The sequence below is a fragment of the Leifsonia sp. Root112D2 genome (assembly GCF_001424905.1).
Taxonomy (GTDB): domain Bacteria; phylum Actinomycetota; class Actinomycetes; order Actinomycetales; family Microbacteriaceae; genus Root112D2.
The window spans coordinates 1,551,814-1,575,244 of sequence record NZ_LMCU01000001.1 but is presented as its reverse complement, the minus strand read 5'-3'; the positions used below and the strand labels follow the sequence as shown (position 1 = coordinate 1,575,244).

Genomic DNA, 23,431 nt, shown 5'->3' with positions numbered 1-23,431 from the left:
ACCGGATGCCCCTACGCCACTATCACCTCGAAGTCGTTCTCCTCGAACGCGGCCCGTTGTGCGTCGGTGATGCCGGCATCCGTGATCAGCGTGCTGAGGTTCGCGCCCTCGAGGGTGGCGAATGCGCGCCGTCCGATCTTGCTGGAGTCGGCCACGATGACCGCGCGGGTCGCCCGGCGAGCCATCAGGGAGTTGACGGCGGCCTCGCCCTCGTCGTGCACCGTGGCACCGAAGGCCGGGTCCATGCCGTTCACCCCGATGAACGCGATGTCCATCGTGATGCGATCGAGCACGATGTCGCTGTACGGCCCGACCAACTCGTAGGAGTGCGCATGCACGACCCCACCCGTGACGACCGTGCGAATCTGCGGGCGCATCACCAGCTGGGCCGCGATGTTGATGGCGTTCGTCACGACCGTGAGATTTGCCGTCGGCGACACCTCCATGAGGTCGGCGCGCGATCCCAGCGCGTTGGCGACGGCCGTGCTCGTCGTTCCACCGCACAGCCCCACTACGGAGCCGCGGGCCACGAGGTCGCTGGCGGCCTGGGCGATCCGCTGTTTCTGAGGAGTGTGCTGTTCGCGCTTGTACCTGATCGGCAGGTCGTACGCCACGGATTGGCCGATCGCCCCGCCCCGAGTTCTGGTCAAAAGCTGCTGCTCGGCCAGGCCGTCGAGGTCGCGTCGGGCCGTCGCCGCAGACACACCGAGCTTCGTCACGATGTCGTCCACGTCGATCTGGCCGGTCTCGGCAAGCAGGTCGAGTACTGCGGCCAGGCGTTCCGATCTGTCCATCATTCCGCCCTGGCGCCCGCGTGCGCGAAGAGCGTGATCAACCGTGCCGCTTCCCCGGCCAACGCGTCGCGACCCGCGCGTACATACCTACGCGAGTCGACGACCGCCACGTTCTCGTCGAGGTAGTCGCGAATCGCGCCCGTGAAGAATCCGTTGAGGTGAGTTGAGACGTTGATCTTGGTCATGCCCGCGGCGATGGCGCGCACGATCTGGTCATCCGAGACCCCGGATGATCCGTGCAGCACAAGCGGCACGACCAGCGCCTCGTGCAGCCTGCCGATGAGTTCAAGATCGACGGATGCGACGCGCTCGGTCATCGCGTGCGAGGAACCCACCGCAACGGCGAGCGAATCAACGCCGGTCTCGGCCACGAAGCGAGCGGCCTCGGCGGGGTCGGTGCGCACACCGGGTGCGTGCGCTCCGTCTTTGCCCCCGATTTCCCCCAGCTCGGCCTCCACGTAGACGCCGTTCGCGTGGGCGTACTCGACAACCCGCACGGTCGCCGCCACGTTCTGTGCGTAGTCGAGCTTCGCCCCGTCGAACATGACCGAGCCGAAGCCCAGCTCGATGGCCAGGCGGGCGAGCTCTTCGCTTTCGGCATGGTCGAGGTGCACGGCAACCGGCACGCGTGCGGCGCGCGCCACGGCGAGCGTGGCCAGCCCGATCGGCTCAAGCCCACCGTGATAGTTCGCGCAGTTCTCAGAGATCTGCAGGATGACGGACTTGCCCGCCTGTTCGGCGGCCGCCACGAGCGCCTCGGCGGTCTCCAGGTGAATCACATTGAAGGCGCCGATGCCGCGGGACGCCGCGACGGCATCCTGCATAAGGGTGCGGGCGGGGGCGAGAGTCATGGCGTCCTAATGGTTGGGTCGGGTCTGTCGGGTCTGCGGTCAGAATCGGTCGATGACGAGCTGGGCCTCGAGCTCGCGATAGCTCTCGGAGATCTCGCCGGCCACCGGCATCAGCACGGCGGCGGCGGACCATGCGGTGGCGTGGCGCAGCAGCAGGGCCGGGTCGCTCTCGCCGGTGACGAGCGCAACGGCGACAGCCGCAACTCCCGCATCGCCCGCGCCGGTGGGGTTGCCGACGAGCGGCGAGGCGAGGCGTGCGCGCACCACCGGGGCAGCAGCATCCGCGGTCACGCAGATCATGCCGTCGGCGCCCAGCGAGACCAGCACGATGCCCGCACCGAACTCAATGAGCCGACGCGCGCCGACGACGGGGTCGCTCTCGCCGGTTGAGTCCGCGAGTTCGAGCCGATTCGGTTTCAGCACGCTGGCGCCCGCCTGCGCCGCCTTCAACAGCGCCGGGCCGGTCGCGTCGATGATGCTCGGGAGCCCACGATCGCGGGCCAGTCCCACGAGGTTCGCGTAGAAGTCGGCAGGTGCGTCCGGCGGCAGGCTTCCGGAGCCGACGATGCAGTCGGCATCGTCGGCGAGTCGGGCCGCGGCATCCACCAGCGTGTGCCAGTCGGCGGGTGCGAGCGCCTCGCCTCGTTCGTTCAGGATCGTGGTTTCGCCCCCGAGCGCATCCACGATGGCGACGCTGCGGCGCGTGCTAATGCTCACCGGAACTAATGCATGCGGTACCCCGCTCGCCTTCAGCTCCGTCTCGAACTCACGCCCGGTGGCGCCGCCGAGTGGCGCAAGCGCGAGAGCGGCATTGCCGGTCTGGTGCACGACGCGGGCGACATTGAGGCCTTTGCCGCCAGCCCGGCTGCGTGCAGCATCGACCCGGTGCGTCTCGCCGATCTCGAGCGCGTCGACGTGATAGGTCAGGTCGAGCGCAGGATTCGGGGTGACCGTCAGAATCATGCCGACACCCCGGATGCCCCGCCCATCGCGGGCGCATCGAGCAGTTCCCGCGCCCGCATCGCCGCGCCGATCACTCCCGCGTTCTCGCCGATGCTCGCGGGCAGGAGCAGGGGGCGCCTCTGAAAGGTGAGCATCGCATCCAGTCTCGATCGCAACGGCTCGAACAGCGCGTCTCCGGCCTGCGCCAGGCCGCCGCCGATCACTATGGCCTCGGGCGCGAGCAGGGCAACGGTGTGTGAGAGGTCGAGAACGAGCACATCGAGGGCACTCTCCCAGATTGCAGACGCAATCTCATCGCCCGCCCGTGAACGCTGCAGCACTTCGCGCGCGCCATCGACGGTCTCACCCGTTGCGGCGGTGTAGCGCCGGGCGATGGCGCCGGCGGATGCGACGGCCTCGAGGCATCCGCGGCTGCCACACACGCAGTCGGGACCGTCCGCCACGGCCGAGTGGCCCATCTCGCCGGACATTCCACCACCGGCATATATCTCGCCATTGATGAAGATGGCTCCGGCGATGCCGGTGCCTATCGCCATGATGACGACGTCGCGAAACGGTGCAGCGGCACCGATGCGGTGCTCCGCCTCCCCCGCGACCCGCACGTCGTGCCCAAAGAACACCGGCAGCCCGAGCAACTGCTGCGCCCGCTCGCGAAACGGAGCGTCTCTCCAGCCCAGATTCTCCGAGTAGATACCCACGCCGGCCACATCGTCGACGTAGCCGGGAACAAGAAGTCCCACCGCCTGCGGAACGATCTCGGGATGGTCGACGGCGAACTGCCCTGCAAGCGTCACGACGTTTGCCAGCACGGCCTCTGCGGGGTCGATATCGGCGCGTGGGGTGCGCACCCTGATCACCTCGAGAATGTCGCCGTGCTCGTCCATCACCACAGCCTTGGTGTCGGTGCCGCCCACGTCGAAGGCGTAGACGGCCGCCCCCTCGCCCAGGCTCAGCCCGCTATGGCGCGGCTCGTCGTTGGTCTCTTGACGGGTCGAAGCTGCCTCGTCCCCAGCACGCTCACTCATACGTCGAGGATGACAGAACGCGTGAGGTTACGGGGCAGATCAGGGTTGAGCCCTGCCCGCAGTGCGCGAGCGAGAGCAACGCGCTGGGCGCGCACCAGGTCGGCCATTGCGTCGATGGCACGATTCTCGAAGTGAGCGCCGGTGGCAGCGACCTCCCTGTCGAGCCCCACGGGCGGCTCGCCGAACATCCACGTCACACGCCCGGGCGCCGCGATCGAGATCGGCCCGTGCCGGTACTCTTTGGCCGGGTACGACTCGGTCCACGACTGCGACGCCTCGCGCATCTTGAGCGCGGCCTCGTTGGCCAGACCGTAGGTGAATCCGGTACCGAGAAAGGTGTACTGCTCGGCCGTGACGAGTTCGTCGGGGAGTTGCTCGTCGACCGCGGTGCGAGCATCCGCAATGACGCCTGTCAGGTCCTCACCAAGCGAGGCGCGCACGAGGGCCAGAGTCGTGGTGGCGAAGCGGGTTTGCACAACGGACTGTTCATCGGCGAATGGCAGCCCGATGACCTCGTCGACCAGGCCGACCAGGGGGCTGTCGATGTCGCCGACCACAGCTATCGTGCGGGTTGTGCCGCGCACAGCGTCAACGAGTTCGAGAACCTCGGTTGTGGTGCCCGAGCGCGTCAGGGCGACTATCGCGTCGTAGTCACGGTTGACGAATGCCTCGGATGCCGCGAACGCGTCGGTCACACCATGACCGGCCCTCTCGCGCAGCGCCGCGTACGCCTGCGCCATGAACCATGAGGTTCCGCAGCCGACCACGGCGATACGGGCACCGGATGCCGGCAGCAGGCGCTGCTCGTCTACCATCGCGGCGGCACGTTCCCAGCTCTGCGGCTGTGAGGCGAGTTCCTCGGCCATATGCGCCCCGGCGAGCGGAGACGCGGGCAGGGTACGGGCATCCGTCATGGCTCTCCTTGATTGTGCGCAGCCGACCGCCGCGTGACGTATCAATGATCGCTTCTGATTGATACACGTGTCAATACGTCATAAACAATCAGCCCTGCCTTATCGCGAGATGACGGTTGCATGGGGTTCCGGGGCAGAGAACCCCACGCAACCGTCGTCCACCGCAGGGGTGGGTCGTGCCGCGCCCGCGCTACCGTTCGTCGGGAGCGACGATGGCGACATCCGAGTGCGTCGCTGCGGTGAGGTCGACGATGCGGGTCGGGGGAAGCGACACCGAGGCGGGATCGATGGCGCCCCCGGGGCGCGTCGTGGGCGAGAGTCCGTCTGCACTGTTCATGCGTCCAGCCAAGCGCGGATGCCGATCGATATCGTCAGCCTGAGGGGTCGTTCTCTCATCCTGCCGGATGACCCCGTGGTGCCTTTTCACGGCTCGGGCACTGAATATCAGATCGACGATTGGGGTTCTGATTCCGCATTCCATGGGCGTAACACCCCATTCCTTTTCGCTCGCGTCTGAGAGGGATTTCAGCTTCTGTCGCGCCATTTCGCGGGTACTGTGCAAACAAACGCTGCGGCGTGAAATGGAGAAGATTCGGGAACGACGACGGCAGATCCGTCGGGTGTAGCTACCTACGCACAGGCGGGGGCCACGTATTCGAATGGGATGCTGTGGACGGTGCCGGCCTCGGTGTGGCGGTTATCGCCGGCACCGTCCTCAGCGTGTTCGTCGCGAACCCCATCCACCTCCTCGTGCTCAGTGCCATCGTCAACGGGATTGCTGCGGGACCGTTTCTGATCATCATCATGATCATTTCGCGAGACGAGACCATCATGGGTAAATATCGCAATCGGTGGCTGGCACAAACGCTGGGATGGATCGTCACCGTTGTCATGTGCGTGGCCGGTCTCTACGGCATCTGGTTCACGATCTCTGGAGGTTGAAATGCCCGATCATCACGATAGTTCCGGCCACGTCCCCGATGGAAACGGTCGAGAGGAGACCGCGGACGAGCGCGCGGACCGCAACTGGAGGGACATACTCCAGGAACTGCGAATCTCCCAGACCGGTACCCAGATCATCGCGGGCTTTCTGCTCACGCTCGCCTTTCAGCAGCGTTTCCAGCAGCTCGACGCCTTTCAGATCAGCCTGTACCTCGCATTGGTCTTGATCGCTGCCCTCACAACCGTCGTGGGCCTCGCTCCGGTGAGTTTGCACAGAACCTTCTTCCGACACCATGAGAAACAGCTCACGGTCAAAGCCGGGGACAGGTTTCTGCACACAATGCTCGCACTCATCTCGCTTCTCACGGCCGGGGTGACGGAGCTCATCTTCGATGTTGTCGCTTCGCGGCTGGTCGGGGTCGCGGCCGCTGTCGTCGTTCTCCTCGCCTTATTACTCCTGCTGGTCGTCGTTCCAAAGACCATCCGCAGCCGCCCTGCAGCATCCCTCGAGCAGCCGAGCAGCCGAGCAGCCGAGGGGGAGTAGATAAGCCGGCCGTTGCTTTCGCAATGTCAAGCCCCTGTGCCAGCGCCGGGTCTCGAGCTTCGATGAAGCAATCACCTCTCAAACGAAAGGCACAAAGCTCATGGCAACGGACTAATACACCTTCGAGAGCCCCGTCGAACGCTATCCCTCCATCGAACCCCCCGCACAGACCCAGCCCGAGCCCGGCATCGAGCAGAAGCTCGAGCCGACTCCCGACCTCGGCGAATTCACGTATCGGGGAACCGGCCGGCTCACGGGGCGCAAAGCCCTCATCACCGGCGCCGACTCCGGCATCGGAGCTGCGGTCGCCATTGCCTTCGCTCGCGAGGGCGCCGACATTGCCCTCTCCTATATGCCGGAGGAGGAGACCGACGCGCGGCGTATCGCCTCTCTCGTGCAGGATGCCGGACGTATAGCGGTGATGATTCCCGGGGATATCGGTAATGCCGAGCACTGCAGAAGCGCCGTCGAACGGGCGGTCAGTGAACTGAACGGGCTTGACATCCTGGTTAATAACGCGGGCAAGCAGCTCTACTGCGACAATCTCGAAGACCTCAGTGACGAGCAGTTCGACCAAACCATGCGCACGAATGTCTACGCCATGTTCTGGCTCACGAAGGCGGCGCTTCCGCACATGGTCGCGGGCTCCACGATCATCAACACCACATCGATACAGGCCTACTCGCCAGCGCCAATCCTTGTCGACTACGCGACGAGCAAGTCCGCGATCAACACCTTCACCAAGGCACTTGCGCAGCAACTCGGGCCCAAGGGGATCCGGGTCAACGCCGTCGCGCCGGGACCGGTCTGGACGGCGTTGCAGGTCTCAGGGGGCCAGCCGCCCGAGAAATTGCCCGAATTCGGCAAGTCCACACCGCTCGGGCGTGCTGGTCAACCGGCCGAACTGGCTCCGGCGTACGTCTTTCTCGCTTCGGCGGAATCGAGTTTCGTCGCGGGCGAGACCCTCGGTGTGACCGGAGGAAAAATCATTCCCTGAATGCCTTCCGGTGCGTAGCAACCTACGACGGCGGGCTTAGCGGCGCGCAGCCCAGACGGTGCGGCTGCCCCCGACAGTCAGGTCGGTGCGGTTGACCAGGGCGGCCGGGCTGGCGGCATCCAAAAGCTGGTCGAGCGTGCCGAGGTCATCGGCGGCCAGCCTGCCTTCGAGAGCAGAGCGGATGCGGCGCAGGTACGCATCCGCATAACGCCCAGTGCTCGGCGACGCGGGGTTCTGCTCAATGGTGAAGCTGCGCTCGCCGACAATCTCGAAACCCGCCCGCTCGAGTTGCGGGCGCCAATCCGGATGCGCGTTCCATCCCAGGTGCGCGAGGATCTCGTGGCAGCGTGCCTCCAGCCCGGGGCGGCCCAGTCCGATGTCGTCGGGCAGGAAGCGCGGCAGGGTGTCCATCTCGATGGCCGCCAACAGCCCGTCGGGCTTCAGCGCCGCGTGCACGTCGCGCAGCACACGGTCAGGGTCGGCGAACTCGTGCAACGACGAGGCCGCCCACGCAACATCGAGCCCGCCGAGCTCGGGCCATGACTCATCCAGATCGGCGCGAACAGGGCGGATGCGTTCAGTCAAGCCCCGCTCACGCGCCGACGCCCCGATGCGCTCGAGCATCGCGAGAGAACGGTCGATCGCCAGCACCTCGGCCGACGGAAAGCGAGCGGCGAGCGCGAAGCTGCCGGTTCCTGTTCCGGCGCCGATGTCGACGATCGTGCCCGGGGCATCCGGAGCATAGCCCGCGACCCACGCCGTCACGTCGTCCAGGTAGGAACCGAGCACTTCGGCGTCCAAATCCAGCAAATCCGCCAGCCCCGCCTCGTGGTCGTGTGTAGTGTCGACCGAGCTGTCGTGCGAGGGGCCGTCGATGCGGTCATGCGAGTGGTGTGTCATCCCTCCACGCTAGGCGATTCCTGCGCTTGAGGCATACACTCTTGCGCATGACGCAAGACAGTGATTTGGACACGGTGATTCGCCGACGCATCCGCGGGCTGCGCATGGCTCGGGGCTGGTCGCTGGATGCCCTCGCCGCGCGATGCTACCTCAGCCCGTCAACGCTGAGCCGAATCGAGACTGGCCACCGCAGAATCGCCCTGGACCAGTTGGTGCCGATTGCCCGTGCGCTCGACACCACTCTCGATGAGCTTATTGAATCCGACGACGATGAGGATGTGGTCATCCGGCCGCAACCCGAGCACACGCGCGGGCTCACGACGTGGCTGCTCTCCCGTGAACGCACGCTGCACGGCGTGACAGTGGCGAAGATGCGCATCACCGGCGAGCGGCCGCCGGCACCGTTAGGCGTGCATCCGGGGCGCGAGTGGTTCGCCGTGCTCTCCGGCACCGTGCGCCTGCAACTCGGCGATCGAACGATCCTTGTTGCCGCGGGCGACGCGGCCGAGTTCTCAACGATGACCCCGCACCACTTCGGTGCGCACGGCGGCCCGGTGGAGATTCTCACGATCTTCGACAACGACGGGGAACGCGCGCACCTGCACGCCTCAGACCACGACGAGTAGAAGGGAGAACTGCCGAGTCCGCACCGCACCGTCGGGCCGCGGGGGCCGGCCGCACTGCTCGACCGGTCTACGGCCGAGCCATTTGCGAAAGCCTCGGAAGTCCATCGACAGGCCCCGGCTCAATGGCTACCAGGCCGAGGCGGGCGCCTTGACGATGTCGACCGGTGCGCTGCTCCAATGGGAGCCGTTTGCGTAGTGGCTGGTCGACCAGGGCGACGCCCAGATCGCCCGCGCCGTAGCATCCGCCGACGCGCTTGACGCGAGGCCCGCGACGATGGCCGGGTAGCCTCGCACCAGATTCGCCGCGGCGTAATCGGCGGCCGTGGCGAGATCGGGATAGCTACCGAGACCCGCGCCTCCGCCGGAGCCGTAGCCGTTGTTCAGGGGGTTATTCCTGTTCCACCAATTGTTGGTGCCGTTCTCCTGCCGCATCCAGCGCAGGATGACCGTGACATTCTGCTCGCTCTGCGGCCACCCGCCGTACATGAGCACGAGCTTGGCCCAGTCCGCGTTGGTGCCGTTTGAACTCAGAGTCTGCACGCCGTCGGTGGCACTGACGGAATCGCGCGAAACCGGCTCGGCACGAACGGCTCCGCCGACGGCGAACTCCTGATCAGCCAGATGCGCCGTCGCGTTACTTGGCAGCGCCTCCGCCCGTTCGGCGGGCGCGATAAACAGGCCGGCCACCAGCGCCAGCGCCGTCACGCCGACGGCGATGTTATGCCTGAACGATGAGCGGGCCTGTGGCGTCGATGGCGCTGGCGCAGCGACCGCGGCGTGGCGGCCGTGGCGACGAGCAGGGATTTCCGACGACATATCTCTTCGAGGGTAGCAACTTCGGTGCCGCGAGCGCACGGAACCCCTCGCGCATGGGTGAAGACGGCGGTGAGGGAGCCGGTCTGGCGAGCATGATTCGGCGAGCTGTATCAGCTACGCCAGTGTGAGGCCCGTCGCTCAAGCAGCCCGAGCAGGGAATTGATGACGACGACGCCCACGCAGACGACTATCACCATGGCATCGAGCTTTGCTGCCTGGTGATTAGTGACCTGGTTGGCGATGAACTGTCCGACCCCATCAATCGAGATCATCAGCTCGGCCAGGAGCACACCCAGCAGCGACAATGCTGCGCCGATCTTCAGAGCACCGATGATCTCAGGTACCACGGCTGGCAGCACGATGAACGACAAACGCTGCATGCGGCTGGCACCCATCGTCTGCCCGGATGTGACCAGGTTACGGTCGATTCGTGCGCTCGCGGTCATCACCATAAGGATGACGGGCATGATTCCGTGGATGACACCGAACGCGACCTCCGATGGAGTTCCCAGCCCGAGCCAGAGCACAAAGAGAGGAAAGAACGGCACCATCGGCAGCGCATAGAGAACGGATACAACATCCCTGGCACCGTGAAAAATCTGGCGGTGCAGCCGCCCGAGCACCAGTCCGAGAATCGTGCCAACGATGGCCACGACGACGAACGCCTCCAGGAATCGGGATGTCGTCTGCCACAGCGCGAGCAGGTTGTCCGGCTGAAGGACGGCCGGCAACCCAGCCGTGAGCACCGAGCTTGGAGGCGCGAGGTAGTCGTTATTGCGCAGCGGACCCAGGCAGATCAGCTCCCACACCACGACGCCCGCGACGACGGTGCCCCACCGCAGTGCGCTGGCCTTTCGGGCCAGCGCACTGCGTCCAGGCGCCGGTGAGGAGACAGTTCCCACTGCTGAAGTTGCCGTAGACAACGCTGCCACCCTCCTCATGATTCGCAACCGGTCGAGTTACTTGCCCAGAACCGAGTTCGTCATGTAGCTCGATGACTTCGGCACAGCGGTGGCGATCTTCAGCTCCGGGAGCGCCTTCGCATAGGACTCAAGACCAGACGCGTTGAGCGTGCCATCGGGAGTGAACGTATCGACCAGCGCGCTGTATGTCTTGGCGGCGATCACGTCTGTCATGCCCAACTTGGCCATCGCGAGTTTGATGGTGGCGTCCTTATTGGCCTTCATCCAGTTGATGGCCTCCGTGTATGCCCCGGCGAGTTTCTTGAGAGCGGCAGTGTTGGCTGTGATGTACGTGTCCTGGGCCATCAGGATCGCAAACTGATCATTGCTTCCCAGCACATCGGAAACCGGCTGAGCCAGTTTGCCCGACCCCTTTGCCTCGACTGTGAAGGCGAAGTTCACGGGCAGGATGAATCCATCGACGTCACCATTGGCCATTCCGGCCATCGTCGACGCAGGCGCGCCCAGAGGGATCTCTTTCACCTCACTGAGAGGCACGTTGACCTTGTTCAGCGCGGCGCGGAGCGTGTAGTCCGTCATGGAGCCGAAGGCGGAAATTCCCACCTTCTTTCCCTTCAGATCTGCGAACGTCTGAATCGTGGATGTCGCGGGAACGATCAGCGCCATGGGACTGGCGCCCTCGACGCCGTAGAAGGCCTGAAGATTCACGTCATGCGCGGCGGCGGAGACGGCATCCAGACCTGTGGCGGCACCGACATTGACGCTTCCGCCGGCCATCGCCTTCGTGAGATCGGATCCGCTCGTGAAGGCGACGATGTTCACATCGAGGCCGGCCTTCGTGAAGAATCCCTGTGCCTCGGCAACACGCGCAGGCATCGCGTGAATGAAATCCTGCCCCTGCACGAGCCCCAGGGTGATCTTCGCCGGCGCTGCAGGCGCGCCCGAGTCCGTTGACGGTGTCGATGTGCCGCCACTACATGCCGAAATGGCGAGCAGCAATGCCGTTGCGCCCAATCCCAGTGCGATTCTCGGGTAAATCTTCATCGTTTTATCCCTTTCAATATGGTGTTCGTTGCGAGTGTGAATACGACGTTGACGACGATGGTCAACGCACAGGCGATGACGACCCACGCGAATAGCGCGGGCGTGTCGAGGCCCTGGCTGGCTGCGGCAAGGTTGTAACCGACGCCATCGGATCCGGAGATGAACTCGGCGGCGATGATGGTGACCAACGCGAGGGCCAGGGCCACGCGCATCCCCGCGATGATGGGCAATGAGATCGCCGGCAGAACAACAGAGCGCACGGCCTGGGCGCGACCGGCACCCATCACCTGCGCGGCTACCATGAGCCGCCGGTCAATGGTCGCGGCGGCCTGCGCCGTGGCGATCGCCACCGGGAAGAACGCATACAGCAGGCCGAGCGCCACTTTGGAGCTGCCGCCGATGCCCATGGTCGCGGCGAGAACCGGGTAGAGAATAACAAGAGGAAGCGCGCTGCCGGTGGTGAGAAGCGGCTCGTACGCACGCCGCAGCAGCTCGGAGGACCCCACGAACAGGCCGATCGGAATGGCCAGCACGGACGCGGCGATGAAGGCGATAGTCGTTTCCGCCACGGTCACTCCGATGGGTCCGAAGACCGCAGACGGATGCTCGAACAGCAGCCCCAGCGCCGCCCACACCCGCGAAGGGTCGGCCAACAGCAAGGGCTTCACCGCTCCGGACGCGGTGAGAGACCACCAGACGGCGAGGATCACCGCGATGACCACCACGTATGTGACGGGCCTGCGCCAGGAGGTCATAATCACTCTGACTCATCATCGAAAAGCAACGACGTCAGCCGATCGGTGAGTTCGTGGAACTCAGGCGCACGCATCAACGAAGGATGCCGCGGACGATCGAGCGGCACCGTGATGATGTCCTTGATCGTGGCGGGCCGCGGACTCATCACCACGATGCGGTCCGACAGATATGCGGCCTCCGAGAGACTGTGTGTCACGAAGACGACGGTCTTGCCCTGCTCCTCAAGCAGGGTGAGCAGCTGGCCCCCCAGTCGCAGTCGGGTCTGCTCGTCGAGGGCGGCAAACGGTTCGTCCAGAAGCAGGATTTTGGCATCCGACACCAACGCTCGCGCAATGGCAACCCGCTGCTGCATTCCGCCCGAGAGCTGGCTGGGGAACCGGTCCGGCACGTCACCCAGCCCCACCGCCTGAAGGGCATCGACCGCCCGAGCACGCCGTTGCCGACGAGAGACACCGGCGAACTGAAGCGCGACCTCAACATTGCGCAAGGCGCTGCGCCATGGGTACAAAGCAAGATCCTGAAAGACGAATGAGACATCCTTCGGCCGCGGGCCCCGAACGGCAGTACCCGCGACGGTGACCTCGCCGACCTGTGCCGGCAGCAGGCCGCCTATAGCTCGCAGCGCAGAGCTCTTGCCGCAGCCGGAAGGACCGATGAGACTGACGAACTCCCCCGGCCCGACATCAAAGCTGAGGTCGTGCGCCGCGAGAACCGAACCGTAGGAAAGCGAAACGCCGCTCAGGGAGACCGCCGGCTGATCGTTCAAGAGCGGGTCTCTCGCCTGTAGCCCATCACCGAGCACGCTGTTGCGATCAAGGGCGGCTGACACTCGGCACCGACCATCGTGTTTGCACTGCGTATCCACTTCACTAATACTTCACTGTATGAAAGTTGATTTCATCTGTAGAATTTACCCCAGTTCAGGATGCCGTGTCAACACTCGTCAGCGATGCGGTCGATACCCCTGCGCGCTCGACGCTAATTGCTCGTATTATGAACCACACGTGCTCATAATGAACACTGATCGGATGCTTTCGGGGCGCGAGCTGCGAGCAAGCGACATCCAACCCGATGATCTGCAGTGGAGCCCTCGAAGCCCGATCAACGCAGAATCAGAAAAAGAGAGATGTGATGGACGAGGAATTCATAGTCAAATCGGTTCGTGACCTCATGGATCGACAAGCGATTCTCGACTGCCTGAATCGCTACGCGCGAGGCCTCGACCGCAAGGATCTCGATATGGTCCGTTCTGCCTTTCACCCGGACGCAACAGATCACCATGGCGGCACTATCGACTACCACCCGGCGGCTGAAGCCCTGATCGCCGACTGGGAAGTGCGCGACGCGCACCGCACGTTCAGTCAACATCTCCTGATCAATACGTCGATCGATCTTGACGGCGACCTCGCCCACGCGGAGACCTACTTTCAACTCATCATCGGGCTGAAGCCTGACGCGCGCCCGGAGCTTCCTCGCCTTGGCCTCAGCGGCGGACGCTACATCGACCGATTCGAGCGTCGCGACAACGAATGGCGAATTGCCCGCCGCGTTCTCATAGCGGAATACTCGGCCGCCTTGGATGCTCAAGACGAGGCCTATCACCGCTTATGGGCTCGCCGCAGCAAAGAAGACCCGTCTTACGCACGCCCGCTCTTCGCCCCGCCCGGCAGCTGACCACCGGCCTTTGCGCAGACCCAGGGCAAACGCCGATCTGGTCCCCAACCGCATTTCGAGTGCACGCTCGTTGAGGCAGCCGCCGAAGCTTGACAGAGTCACGCCCCTTCCCTAGCCTGAGGTCGCAGGGAAAAACAGTCGTAATATTAACGAAATGTTTCGTGACAGTGAGGTCAAGAATGGTCCGCTCCCAGGGCTGGTACGGCGGCGAAGGCCGCGACCCTTACATTCACCGTGCGTGGATGCGCAGAGGAGTACCCGACCATGCCTTCGACGGGCGCCCACAGATTGCCATCGCGAACACCGCAAGCGACCTGACTCCCTGCAACATGCACCTGAACGAGGTCGCCGAGTACGTCAAGCAGGGCGTCTGGGAGGCGGGCGGCGTGCCTGTCAACATGCCCGTGGTCTCGCTCGGCGAGACACTCATGAAGCCAACTGCGATGCTGTGGCGCAATATGGCCGCGATGGCAATCGAGGAGATGCTGCGGGCCAACCCGATCGATGCCGCCGTGCTGTTGGGCGGATGCGACAAGACCATCCCGGCTCTGCTTATGGGCGCCGCATCCGTTGACATACCTGCCGTCGTGGTGCCCGGCGGCCCCATGTTGAACGGATATTTCCGCGGCGAGCGGATGGGTTGTGGCACCGGAGTGTGGCAGTTGTCAGAGGAGGTACGCGCCGGAAACCTTGCGGAGGCGGAGTTCGAGGCGACCGACAAGACGATGATCCGAAGCAAGGGCCACTGCAACACCATGGGCACGGCCTCCACGATGGGGCTCATGGCCGAGGCGCTTGGCATGACTATTCCCGGCGTTGCCGGTACTCCGGCCGCCGACAGCAGGCTGCTGGAGGCCGCCCACGCTTCAGGTCGACTCGCCGTAGAGCTCGCTCTGGAAGACCGTCGCATCTCGCAGGTGATCACGAAGGAGTCATTCCACAACGCGATCATCGCCCTCGCCGGCATCGGCGGCTCGACCAATGCCGTCGTACATCTGCTGGCCATCGCCGGCCGTCTCGGCATCGACCTCACCCTGGAGGACTTCGATCGCATCGGTGGCCAGGTGCCCCTGCTCGTCAACCTACAGCCAGCCGGCCACTACCTGATGGAAGACCTTTTTCGCGCCGGAGGCTTTCTGGCCGTGCTCGACCAGCTTGTCGACCTGCTCGACCCGAACGCGCAGACCGTCACCGGCCAACCGCTCACCGACTACCTCGGCGGCCACGATGTGTGGGATCGCGACGTCATCTCGCTCCGCGCAGATCCTCTGCAGGACGACGCCGGTATCGCCGTTCTCCGAGGCAACCTCGCTCCGCGCGGCGCGATTATCAAGCCCGCTGCCGCGACCCCGGAGCTGTTGGTGCACACTGGGCGCGCGGTCGTCTTCGACTCCATCGAGGATGCCCACGCGCGACTCGACGATCCTGATCTCGACGTCGACGCCGACTCAGTGTTCGTGCTGCGCGGGTGCGGGCCCAAGGGCTACCCCGGCATGCCCGAGGTCGCGAACCTGCCGCTGCCGCAGAAGCTGTTGAAGCAGGGGATTCGCGATGTCGTGCGCATCAGCGACGGGCGCATGTCGGGAACGGCATACGGCACCGTCGTTCTGCACGTGGCCCCGGAGGCCGCGGCGGGCGGGCCGCTCGCCCTGGTGCAGGATGGCGACCTCATCTCGCTCGACGTTCCGGGCCGCCGCCTCGAATTACTCGTCGACGAGGCCGAGCTCGCGAACCGCACGGTCGCCCAGCGCGCGGCAGACGGCTTCGCGCGTTCGGACCGCGGCTGGCAAAAGCTGTACATCGATCACGTTCAGGGAGCCGACTCCGGCGCCGACCTCGACTTTCTCGTCGGCTCGAGCGGCTCCGTCGTCACGAGGGAGTCACATTGACCGAGACGGATGCCACGCGGGCGCGGCCTGCATTGGCGCTCACCCGTGCGGACGCCGGAGGGGAAACCCTGTGGCTTGTGCGCCGCGGTAATGAATATTCCCGGCTGGGCATGAGCCTGTCGCAGTTGCTGTGTCTTTCGCCAATGGCGGCGCGGCAGGCCGTCGAAGAGGCCGCGGAAGGCGGTGCCAGCCCCGACCGCGTGCTGGCCCCGATCGATCCGCAGCAGGAGGTGTGGGCGGCGGGTGTGACCTACCTGCGCAGTCGCGACGGCCGTATCGAGGAGGCAAGCGACGGCACACCATACGACCGCGTCTACGGCGCCGAGCGTCCGGAACTGTTCTTCAAGTCGACCGGTGTGCGCACACGAGGCCCGGACGAGACCATTGGCGTGCGTGTCGATTCGGAGTGGAATGTGCCCGAGCCCGAGCTCGGAATAGTCCTGCATTCGAGCGGCGCGCTGTTCGGCTACGTTCCCGGCAATGACGCGTCGAGCCGCTCGATCGAGGGCGAAAACCTGCTCTACCTGCCGCAGGCAAAGGTGTTCACCGCGGCCTGTGCTCTCGGGCCCGAGATCGTGCCGGCCTGGGTCGCCGAGACTCCATTCGCTATCGGGCTGGAGATTCGCCGCGACGGCGCCCTCGTGTTCGAGGGTGCCTCGTCGACCGATCAGATGGCACGTGGGCTCGACGAGCTCGCCGACTGGCTGTTCCGCGGTCTCGACTTTCCCGACGGTGTGATTCTCTTGACGGGCACGGGTATCGTGCCCGAGGCCGACTTCACGCTGCGCGCCGGCGACGAGGTCACCGTCGATATCGACGGCATCGGTCGCCTGACGAACGTGGCCTCCCGCGTGGGTCGACAGGGCAGAAAGTGACGAAATGAGCGAGACGAACGGGATAACTGCTGAGCTCGAAACCGCGATGGCGGATGCGGCGGATGTCGCGCCCACGCTCGCGGCCTCGCTGACGACCACCCGAGCCGGCTGGCTGCGCGCCATCGCCGACCGGCTTGACGCCGACGCGGATGCGCTCGTCGAGCTCGCGATGCGCGAGAGCCACCTGACCAAGCCACGTCTGACCGGCGAACTCGTACGCACGACCTTCCAGCTGCGGCTGTTTGCACAGGTGGCCCAGGAGGGCCGGTTCCTCGAGGCAACGATCGATCATGCCGACCCCGAGTGGCCGATGGGTGCCCGGCCCGACCTGCGCCGGGTGCTGCGCCCGCTTGGCCCCGCTGCCGTGTTCGCGGCGAGCAACTTTCCCTTCGCGTTCTCCGTTGCGGGAGGCGACACCGCAGCGGCAATTGCGGCCGGCGCACCCGTCGTCGTCAAGGCCCATTCGGCCCATCCGGAGCTGAGCCGCGCGGTGGCGACACATGTGCAGGCCGCGCTGGCGGCATCCGGAGCACCGCGCGGGGTCTTCGCGCTGGTCGAAGGTCGCGAAACGGGGCGCGCGCTGGTGAGCGATCCACGCCTCACCGTTGCGACCTTCACCGGGTCGCTCAACGGAGGCCGCGCGTTGTTCGACCTGGCCGCCGCGCGGCCCGAGCCGATCCCGTTCTATGGCGAGCTCGGCAGCATCAATCCCGTCTTCGTGACGCCAGCCGCAGCCGCCTCGCGCCCGGAGCAGATCGCTGACGGTTTCGCCGCGTCGATGACCCTGAGCGTCGGGCAGTTCTGCACGAAGCCCGGGGTGCTGCTGGTTCCCGAATCGTCGCCGTTGGGCGACCTCGTCGTTGCCGCGGTCGGAGCGATCGCAGGCGGACCGATGCTCTCCGACGGCATGCGCGATGGGTACTTCGCGAGCCTTGCGCCGCTCGCGGCCCGCGACGATGTCGAGTTGCTTGCCGGCTCACCCGATCGCGTCGAGCAGCCGACGCCAACCCTGTACGGCACGGATGCCCACACCTTCGTCGCCCACGCCGATGAGTTGCTGGAGGAGCACTTCGGCCCTGCCGCTGTGCTCGTGCGTTACAGCTCAGAAGACGAGCTGCTCGCCGTCGCGCGCACGCTGCGCGGGCAATTGACTGCAACGATCCAGGGCGAACCGGGCGATGACGCCGGCGAACTCGTTGAGATACTCGCCGACAAGGCGGGCCGCGTGCTGTTCAATGGCTGGCCGACGGGCGTCTCGGTGACATACGCACAGCAGCATGGCGGACCGTACCCCGCGACCACCGCACCGCACTTCACCTCGGTGGGCACGGCGTCAATCGGACGATTCCTGCGGCCCGTCGCCTATCAGGACACCCCCGACGCGCTGCTGCCGCCCGCCTTGCAGGAAGCGAACCCGTGGGGAGTTCCCCGCACCGTCGACGGCACCGTGGTACCCCCGCCCCAGGCTAACCCCGCCTGACGTCTGCGATGCACGGGCTGTCGAGCCACCACTGAACGTCCACTGCACGAACAACAACTATTGAATCAACCGGAGCCTCAGCGGTCCCACAGTGAAGAAGAGGCAAACGACGATGGTCCCTGAAGACCCACACAACCCGATACGCTTCGCCGCCGTTGGTCTGGACCACGCACATATCCTCGGGCAGATCGCGGGCATGATCGGCGCGGGCGGTGTGCTCGTCGGGCTGGCAAGCGACGATCTCGGTAGCGATGTCGCGAAACAGGTGCTCGGTCAATATCCGGATGTGCCAGTTGGAAGCGATGTATCCGGTCTGATCGCCAAGGAAGACATCGACCTGATCATCACTGCCGCCGTACCCGACCGCAGAAGTGCGATTGCGATTGAGGCCCTGCGATGCGGCAAGGATGTCGTGACCGATAAGCCCGGATGCGTCAGCCTTGATGAACTCGATGCCATTGCGGTCGCCGTCGCCGAGAGCGAACGGTTCTGGTCCGTCACCTTTTCCGAACGCTTCGAGGTGCGCGCGGTGGCCCGAGCCGGCGAACTCGTGCGAGCGGGCCGAATCGGCAAGGTCGTGCAGGTGCTCGGGCTTGGCCCGCACCGAGTCGGCGATAACGCTCATCTCGCCGGCGGTGCGGGAAGACCGGAGTGGTTCTACGACAAACGGCGCTATGGCGGCATCCTGACTGACATCGCCTCACACCAGATCGATCAATTCCTTTGGCTGACAGGGCAGAAAAGCGCAGAAATCGTGACAAGCACGGTGGGAAACTTCGCGCACCCGGATCGGCCCGGTTTCGAGGATTTCGGCGAGGTTCTGCTTCGCGCAGACGGGGCTCAAGGCTATATTCGCGTCGACTGGTACACCCCCGCTGGCCTGCCGACCTGGGGCGACGGTCGCTTGCTCATTCTTGGCACTGAGGGATATATCGAGATCCGAAAGTACGTTGACCTGGTCGGGCGTGCGGGCGGGGACCATCTGTTTCTCGTAGACGACCGGGGAACGGAATATATCGATCCTTCCGACACCGAGCTCACCTATTACGGCGATCTGCTCCGCGACGTGCGTCAGCGCACGCAGACCGCATGCCCTCAGGATCACACCTTCGAGACCATGCGCCTTGCACTCACCGCACAGCAGAACGCCACGGTCAGGGGAGCCGCATGATGCCTGTGCCACATTCGAGAAGGCTGAGAGTGGCGGTGATCGGCGCAGGGGCGATCGGCCCACTTCACGCCGCCAGCTACGCGGCCAACAGCAACGCAGAACTCGTCGGCGTCGTTGACGTGGTTCCCGCCAGGGCCGCTGAGCTGGCTGCGAGCTACGGCTCGACGGCGTATTCATCCGTGGACGAACTGCTGGCACACACGAACCCGGAACTGGTATCCATAGCGACTCCCCCAGGCACGCACGCGGATCTCGCCATCCAATTGCTCCGGGCGGACCGTTCCGTTGTCCTCGAAAAGCCCCCCGTGCTGAGCCTGGCTCAGATGGACCAGCTGGAGAAGGCCGAACGTGAGAGCGCCGGCGACGTCAGCGCCATCTTCCAACACAGATTCGGGTCGGGGGCTCAGCGTGCACATCGGTTGCTCGACAAAGGTGCATTGGGATCGGTCTACTTTGCGCTCTGTGAGACCTCCTGGTTCCGGCCCCGCAGCTATTTCGACCCCGAGTGGCGCGGCACCTGGGACGGCGAAGGCGGCGGCCCGACCCTCGGCCACGGGATCCACCAGATCGATCTGATGCTCTACCTGCTCGGCCCATGGCGTTCAGTCGACGCACACGCATTCCGTCTTGATCGTCATGTTGAATTCGAGGACGTGTCCCTGGCCACCGTCGTCTTTGAAAGTGGTGCTGTAGGAACAGTGATCAACAGTCTCGTCTCGCCGCGCGAACTCTCACGGATCCGCATCGACACGTCGTCCGGCAGCCTCGAACTCAACCACCTCTATGGCTACTCCGATCACGACTGGAGCTTCGTTCCCGCACCCGGGCCGCTGGGCCCCCACTCGATCACTCCCGGTGCCCCCAGCGAATCATCCGGGGCACGCGATGATCGGGGCGTGTGGGATGCGACGGCCGACATCGACACCCCGTCCAGTCACGAAGCACAGCTGAGCAGGCTGGTCGACGACACGCTGGCAGAGCGTAAACATGAGGCGACGCTTCAGAGCAGCAGATCCACGATGGAGTTCGTCACCGCGGTATACGCATCCTCGTTCACTCGCAAGCGTGTGTACCGAGCGGATTTACAACCGGGGCATCCGTTCTACGATCATCTCGACGGCCACACACGCCAATCGGAGATCGACAAGATCGTCACACCACAGTGAGCCAGACCCGGCTGCTGGGCCCGGATCCGCTCACGATTCGAGACTCGTGGAGTTCGAGCACGATAACCTCAAGCGCACCGGCTCACTGACGGTCGCTGTCGCCGTCAGTGAGCCGCCGCACATTGTCCGATTTCGAATCTGACTCGAGGAGGAGCCAGTGACCCCGCCCGCAGACTTGGCGACCACGCCCTCCGCGTTACGCACCACCTTCGCTTCCCCGCTCTACCGCGGTGCAACCATCGCCCTCTTCCTGTCCGGGCTTGGCATCTCCGCCGCCGCCCCGCAGATCGCCCTGTTCCTCGTCAACGACCTCCACGTATCACTCACCACGGCTGGCCTCTATTACCTGACGAATCTCACAGCGCCCATAGCCGGCTTTATCGTCGGCGCCCGCTCCGACCGCACCGGAAAACGACTCGGGCTCTTCCGGCTGTGTGCGCTCGCGGGCTTTGTCGGTTGGATGGCAATCGCATTCTCCACACAAGCGTGGATGCCGTTTGTCATCAGCGCGCTCGTTCTTGCCTTCTCCGGCGCCGCCGGCTCCCAACTGTTCGCCGCGATCCATGACGACCTGGAGAGCACCAAGAACCCCGTCGCCGATGGCGTCATCTCCGTCGTGCGCATGGCGCTCACGGCGGGATGGGTCATCGGTCCCGTTCTCGGCTCTTTTCTCGCCGCCGCCTTCGGACCACGCACGATGCTCGCCGCCACCGCGATCTTCACTCTTGCGCAGGTTTTGCCGCTCGGTTTCATGCGGATCGGCCGCCCACAACAACCAACTGCAAGCACCCCACTACCGGCGGCGGAATCCGAGCATGTTGTGCACCGCCGCGGGCTGCGCGTCATGCTGCCCTTGCTGGCCTTTACCGGACTCTACGTTCTCGTCTACGCGGGCGAACCGATCAAATACGGCTACCTGCCGATCTACATGCACGACACCATGCACCTGCCCGCGGTCGTCAGCGGAGCCGTCATCGGCATCCAACCCCTGATCGAACTCCTCGTGATGCCCCTTGCAATTGTGGTCGCCCGTCGAACCGGAATGATGCGCCTCATGATCCTCGGCGCCGCCTTCGGCGTTGGCGCCAACCTCTGCTTCGCTCTCACCGGATCGGCTGCAGGTATGTTCGCCGGACAGATCCTCATGGGCGGCGTCTGGGGAATCTTCGCCGGCCTCGGAATCATCGTCGCCCAACGCCTCTTGCCCGGCGCCGTCGCCACCGCCTCAGCAATATTCATGAGCTCCACCGCCATTGCCAGCGCCCTCGGTGGCCTGACCGGCGGAATCGGCGTCAGCTTCCTCGGGCTGCCACTGGTGTTCCTGCTGCCAGCCGTGTACGGACTCCTCGCCACCGTCGGCATCGCCCTCATGAGCCGCTCTCGACCGGCAGTCGAATAGGCTCCATGGGCGCCGTTCCGGGCCGTCGGTTCGCGTGTCAATCACACAGCAGGCAGGCGATCGCTCACTCACGTTGCGCATTCGTGCCCCTGCGTGGAATTGAGTGGTAGCTTCGCGTCTGTTACGAAGAGCCCAGCCGGCTGCCGATCGTGGTGGATCCGGCACATGTCGCCAGAGGATTGCTCGAGGCGGGGTATTCGTAGATGGGATTCACCATGTTGTCGACTCTCCGTGCTCTCCTCTTGTCGTCGCTTGCCGTTATCGCCTTGGCGGGGTTCGTCGTCGTAGCGCCTGCTTCCGCGGTCGCCTCGGCCACGACAATCACCGTCGCGGCCAATGGCAACGACCGCGCAGCCGGAACGGCCTCTGCGCCACTCGCCACGTTTCACGCCGCCGTCAAGCGGCTGTCTGCCGGCGGAACCATAGACATCCGCGGTGGGCGGTATTACCAAAAGATTGATTTGACCGGCGTGAACGGCATAACGGTGCAGGCTCACCGCCATGAACACGTGACACTCGATGGCTCACGATTCACGCCGGCGGATGGTCGATCCGCGATGGTGAACATCAGCAACAGCTCCCATGTCACGCTCACGGGGCTGGAGATCACCGACTATCGATCCACGAACCTGAACGCGATGCCGATCGGCATCTATATCCACGGATCGGGCGATCACCTGCTCATCAGCGGCAACCATGTGCATGATCTCGGCAACGATAATCAGACACTCGGCAGCTTCGACATCAACGCTCACGGAATTGCCGCATACGGCGACAATGCCGCCCATTCCATCAGCGACCTGACGATCCGCGGTAACACGGTCGACCACCTGAGTCTTGGCGCAAGCGAGAGTGTTGTCGTGAACGGCAACGTCGACGGATGGTCGATCTCAAACAACGACATCCATGACAACAACAACATCGGAATCGACGCAATCGGCTACGAATCGACACTGACTGGCAAATATCGATACACCGATCTCAATCGCGCGAGGAACGGGGTGATTTCAGACAACCAGGTGAGCTACATCCGGTCGCAGGGCAATCCTGCCTACTACGAGGACGGCGGTTGGTGCAATTGTGCCGACGGCATCTACGTGGATGGGGCTACACACGTCGTCATTCGCAACAACGTGGTGACCGGCAACGACATCGGAATCGAAGTTGCCGCTGAGAACGCGCGCGGTTCGGCAGATCATGTCGACGTGCGATCGAACACGATCACCAACAGCCTGTACGTCGGAATCGCCACCGGCGGTTACTGTGACGGCGCAAGCGACTGCGGCGACGTCAAGACCGGCCAGTCGTATGACAACCGCTTCATCGGCAACACCTTGCGCAACAACAACAAGCTCAACGACGGCTCGCCGGAGATTCTCATCCAGTTCTACGCACATAACAACGTGTTCCAGAACAACACCGTCACGGCCACCAACGACGCCGGTGCGCTCCTCGGGACCGTGGACCGGGCAGACGCAGACAAGGTCAGCGGCCACAACGTCAGCGACAAAAACACCTTCGCAGTGAGTGGAACAGCGCATGTCTCATTCGGATGGCTGGGCCAGAGCTACTCAAGCCTCAAGACGTACCAGAAGGCGACGGGTCAGGATTTGCACAGTACGTTGAGCAGGGAGTGAAGACCCGACGCTGATGATGGGACCGCAGGGCCGCGGCTTCCGTTC

The 23,431-nt window shown here is 64.6% G+C and carries 24 protein-coding genes; 12 read left to right on the top strand and 12 right to left on the bottom strand.

Translation table 11 applies throughout. The features are described from left to right. Positions 1-11: 11 nt before the first annotated feature. The 6 genes from ASC63_RS07260 to ASC63_RS16270 all read right to left on the bottom strand — a co-directional run bounded on the left by ASC63_RS07260 (position 12) and on the right by ASC63_RS16270 (position 4,884). The gene (locus tag ASC63_RS07260; protein ID WP_055811326.1) at positions 12-794 is read right to left on the bottom strand and encodes a DeoR/GlpR family DNA-binding transcription regulator; all 783 of its coding nucleotides are present in this window, start codon (positions 792-794) and stop codon (positions 12-14) included. Beyond that, complete coding sequence (locus tag ASC63_RS07255; protein ID WP_055811323.1) at positions 794-1,645, bottom strand: class II fructose-bisphosphate aldolase; 852 nt, start codon at positions 1,643-1,645, stop codon at positions 794-796. Before ASC63_RS07255 ends, ASC63_RS07260 begins: the two co-directional genes overlap by 1 nt. Before the next feature lie 39 nt (positions 1,646-1,684). Continuing rightward, on the bottom strand, positions 1,685-2,608 hold the full coding sequence (locus ASC63_RS07250) for a 1-phosphofructokinase family hexose kinase (RefSeq protein WP_055811321.1): 924 nt from the start codon (positions 2,606-2,608) through the stop codon (positions 1,685-1,687). Next, positions 2,605-3,633 (bottom strand): ROK family protein, encoded by a 1,029-nt coding sequence (locus ASC63_RS07245; protein WP_082487376.1) that lies wholly within the window; start codon positions 3,631-3,633, stop codon positions 2,605-2,607. Before ASC63_RS07245 ends, ASC63_RS07250 begins: the two co-directional genes overlap by 4 nt. After that, positions 3,630-4,547: an SIS domain-containing protein gene (locus tag ASC63_RS07240; protein ID WP_055811317.1), complete on the bottom strand. Its 918-nt coding sequence runs from the start codon at positions 4,545-4,547 to the stop codon at positions 3,630-3,632. The genes ASC63_RS07245 and ASC63_RS07240 overlap by 4 nt, the downstream gene beginning before the upstream one ends. Before the next feature lie 190 nt (positions 4,548-4,737). After that, positions 4,738-4,884: a hypothetical protein gene (locus ASC63_RS16270; protein WP_157487620.1), complete on the bottom strand. Its 147-nt coding sequence runs from the start codon at positions 4,882-4,884 to the stop codon at positions 4,738-4,740. A gap of 332 nt (positions 4,885-5,216) precedes the next feature. Here ASC63_RS16270 and ASC63_RS07230 point away from each other — a divergent pair, with 332 nt between their 5' ends. The 3 genes from ASC63_RS07230 to ASC63_RS07220 all read left to right on the top strand — a co-directional run bounded on the left by ASC63_RS07230 (position 5,217) and on the right by ASC63_RS07220 (position 7,030). Then, complete coding sequence (locus ASC63_RS07230; RefSeq protein WP_055811311.1) at positions 5,217-5,489, top strand: hypothetical protein; 273 nt, start codon at positions 5,217-5,219, stop codon at positions 5,487-5,489. Between the two features lies 1 nt (position 5,490). Continuing rightward, positions 5,491-6,033: a DUF6328 family protein gene (locus tag ASC63_RS07225; RefSeq protein WP_055811305.1), complete on the top strand. Its 543-nt coding sequence runs from the start codon at positions 5,491-5,493 to the stop codon at positions 6,031-6,033. A 151-nt stretch (positions 6,034-6,184) separates the two neighbouring features. Then, positions 6,185-7,030: a glucose 1-dehydrogenase gene (locus tag ASC63_RS07220; protein ID WP_200936906.1), complete on the top strand. Its 846-nt coding sequence runs from the start codon at positions 6,185-6,187 to the stop codon at positions 7,028-7,030. A 36-nt stretch (positions 7,031-7,066) separates the two neighbouring features. Here ASC63_RS07220 and ASC63_RS07215 read toward each other — a convergent pair whose 3' ends face one another. After that, positions 7,067-7,930, bottom strand: coding sequence for a class I SAM-dependent methyltransferase (locus tag ASC63_RS07215; protein ID WP_055811304.1), 864 nt, complete (start codon positions 7,928-7,930; stop codon positions 7,067-7,069). A 47-nt stretch (positions 7,931-7,977) separates the two neighbouring features. On the opposite strand from ASC63_RS07215, the gene ASC63_RS07210 reads away from it, so the two are divergent. Beyond that, the gene (locus ASC63_RS07210; RefSeq protein ID WP_055811299.1) at positions 7,978-8,556 is read left to right on the top strand and encodes a helix-turn-helix domain-containing protein; all 579 of its coding nucleotides are present in this window, start codon (positions 7,978-7,980) and stop codon (positions 8,554-8,556) included. A gap of 126 nt (positions 8,557-8,682) precedes the next feature. On the opposite strand, the gene ASC63_RS16485 is transcribed toward ASC63_RS07210, so the two are convergent. From ASC63_RS16485 to ASC63_RS07185, 5 genes are all read right to left on the bottom strand, one after another. Beyond that, a complete protein-coding gene (locus tag ASC63_RS16485) occupies positions 8,683-9,372 on the bottom strand; it encodes a hypothetical protein (RefSeq protein WP_200936811.1) in 690 nt (229 codons plus the stop codon). A 110-nt stretch (positions 9,373-9,482) separates the two neighbouring features. Then, entirely contained in the window at positions 9,483-10,295 is an 813-nt protein-coding gene (locus ASC63_RS07200) for an ABC transporter permease (RefSeq protein WP_162242883.1), read from the bottom strand. 36 nt (positions 10,296-10,331) lie between these two features. Beyond that, positions 10,332-11,339: an ABC transporter substrate-binding protein gene (locus tag ASC63_RS07195; RefSeq protein ID WP_055811294.1), complete on the bottom strand. Its 1,008-nt coding sequence runs from the start codon at positions 11,337-11,339 to the stop codon at positions 10,332-10,334. Beyond that, the gene (locus ASC63_RS07190) at positions 11,336-12,094 is read right to left on the bottom strand and encodes an ABC transporter permease (protein WP_055811291.1); all 759 of its coding nucleotides are present in this window, start codon (positions 12,092-12,094) and stop codon (positions 11,336-11,338) included. The genes ASC63_RS07195 and ASC63_RS07190 overlap by 4 nt, the downstream gene beginning before the upstream one ends. Positions 12,095-12,096: 2 nt before the next feature. Continuing rightward, positions 12,097-12,861, bottom strand: coding sequence for an ABC transporter ATP-binding protein (locus ASC63_RS07185; RefSeq protein ID WP_055815115.1), 765 nt, complete (start codon positions 12,859-12,861; stop codon positions 12,097-12,099). Between the two features lie 365 nt (positions 12,862-13,226). Here ASC63_RS07185 and ASC63_RS07180 point away from each other — a divergent pair, with 365 nt between their 5' ends. The 8 genes from ASC63_RS07180 to ASC63_RS07145 all read left to right on the top strand — a co-directional run bounded on the left by ASC63_RS07180 (position 13,227) and on the right by ASC63_RS07145 (position 23,386). Beyond that, complete coding sequence (locus ASC63_RS07180; protein WP_055811288.1) at positions 13,227-13,769, top strand: nuclear transport factor 2 family protein; 543 nt, start codon at positions 13,227-13,229, stop codon at positions 13,767-13,769. 179 nt (positions 13,770-13,948) lie between these two features. Beyond that, complete coding sequence (locus tag ASC63_RS07175) at positions 13,949-15,658, top strand: IlvD/Edd family dehydratase (RefSeq protein WP_055811285.1); 1,710 nt, start codon at positions 13,949-13,951, stop codon at positions 15,656-15,658. Further along, complete coding sequence (locus ASC63_RS07170) at positions 15,655-16,533, top strand: fumarylacetoacetate hydrolase family protein (protein ID WP_235491970.1); 879 nt, start codon at positions 15,655-15,657, stop codon at positions 16,531-16,533. Before ASC63_RS07175 ends, ASC63_RS07170 begins: the two co-directional genes overlap by 4 nt. Before the next feature lie 4 nt (positions 16,534-16,537). Continuing rightward, positions 16,538-18,013 carry an aldehyde dehydrogenase (NADP(+)) gene (locus ASC63_RS07165; RefSeq protein ID WP_055811281.1) on the top strand — a complete coding sequence of 492 codons (1,476 nt, stop codon included), beginning with the start codon at positions 16,538-16,540 and terminating at the stop codon, positions 18,011-18,013. 112 nt (positions 18,014-18,125) lie between these two features. Next, entirely contained in the window at positions 18,126-19,184 is a 1,059-nt protein-coding gene (locus ASC63_RS07160) for a Gfo/Idh/MocA family protein (RefSeq protein ID WP_055811279.1), read from the top strand. 29 nt (positions 19,185-19,213) lie between these two features. Beyond that, a complete protein-coding gene (locus tag ASC63_RS07155) occupies positions 19,214-20,350 on the top strand; it encodes a Gfo/Idh/MocA family protein (protein WP_055811276.1) in 1,137 nt (378 codons plus the stop codon). 157 nt (positions 20,351-20,507) lie between these two features. Next, a complete protein-coding gene (locus ASC63_RS07150; protein WP_082487366.1) occupies positions 20,508-21,749 on the top strand; it encodes an MFS transporter in 1,242 nt (413 codons plus the stop codon). Between the two features lie 215 nt (positions 21,750-21,964). After that, positions 21,965-23,386 carry a right-handed parallel beta-helix repeat-containing protein gene (locus tag ASC63_RS07145; RefSeq protein ID WP_055811273.1) on the top strand — a complete coding sequence of 474 codons (1,422 nt, stop codon included), beginning with the start codon at positions 21,965-21,967 and terminating at the stop codon, positions 23,384-23,386. Positions 23,387-23,431 lie beyond the last annotated feature (45 nt).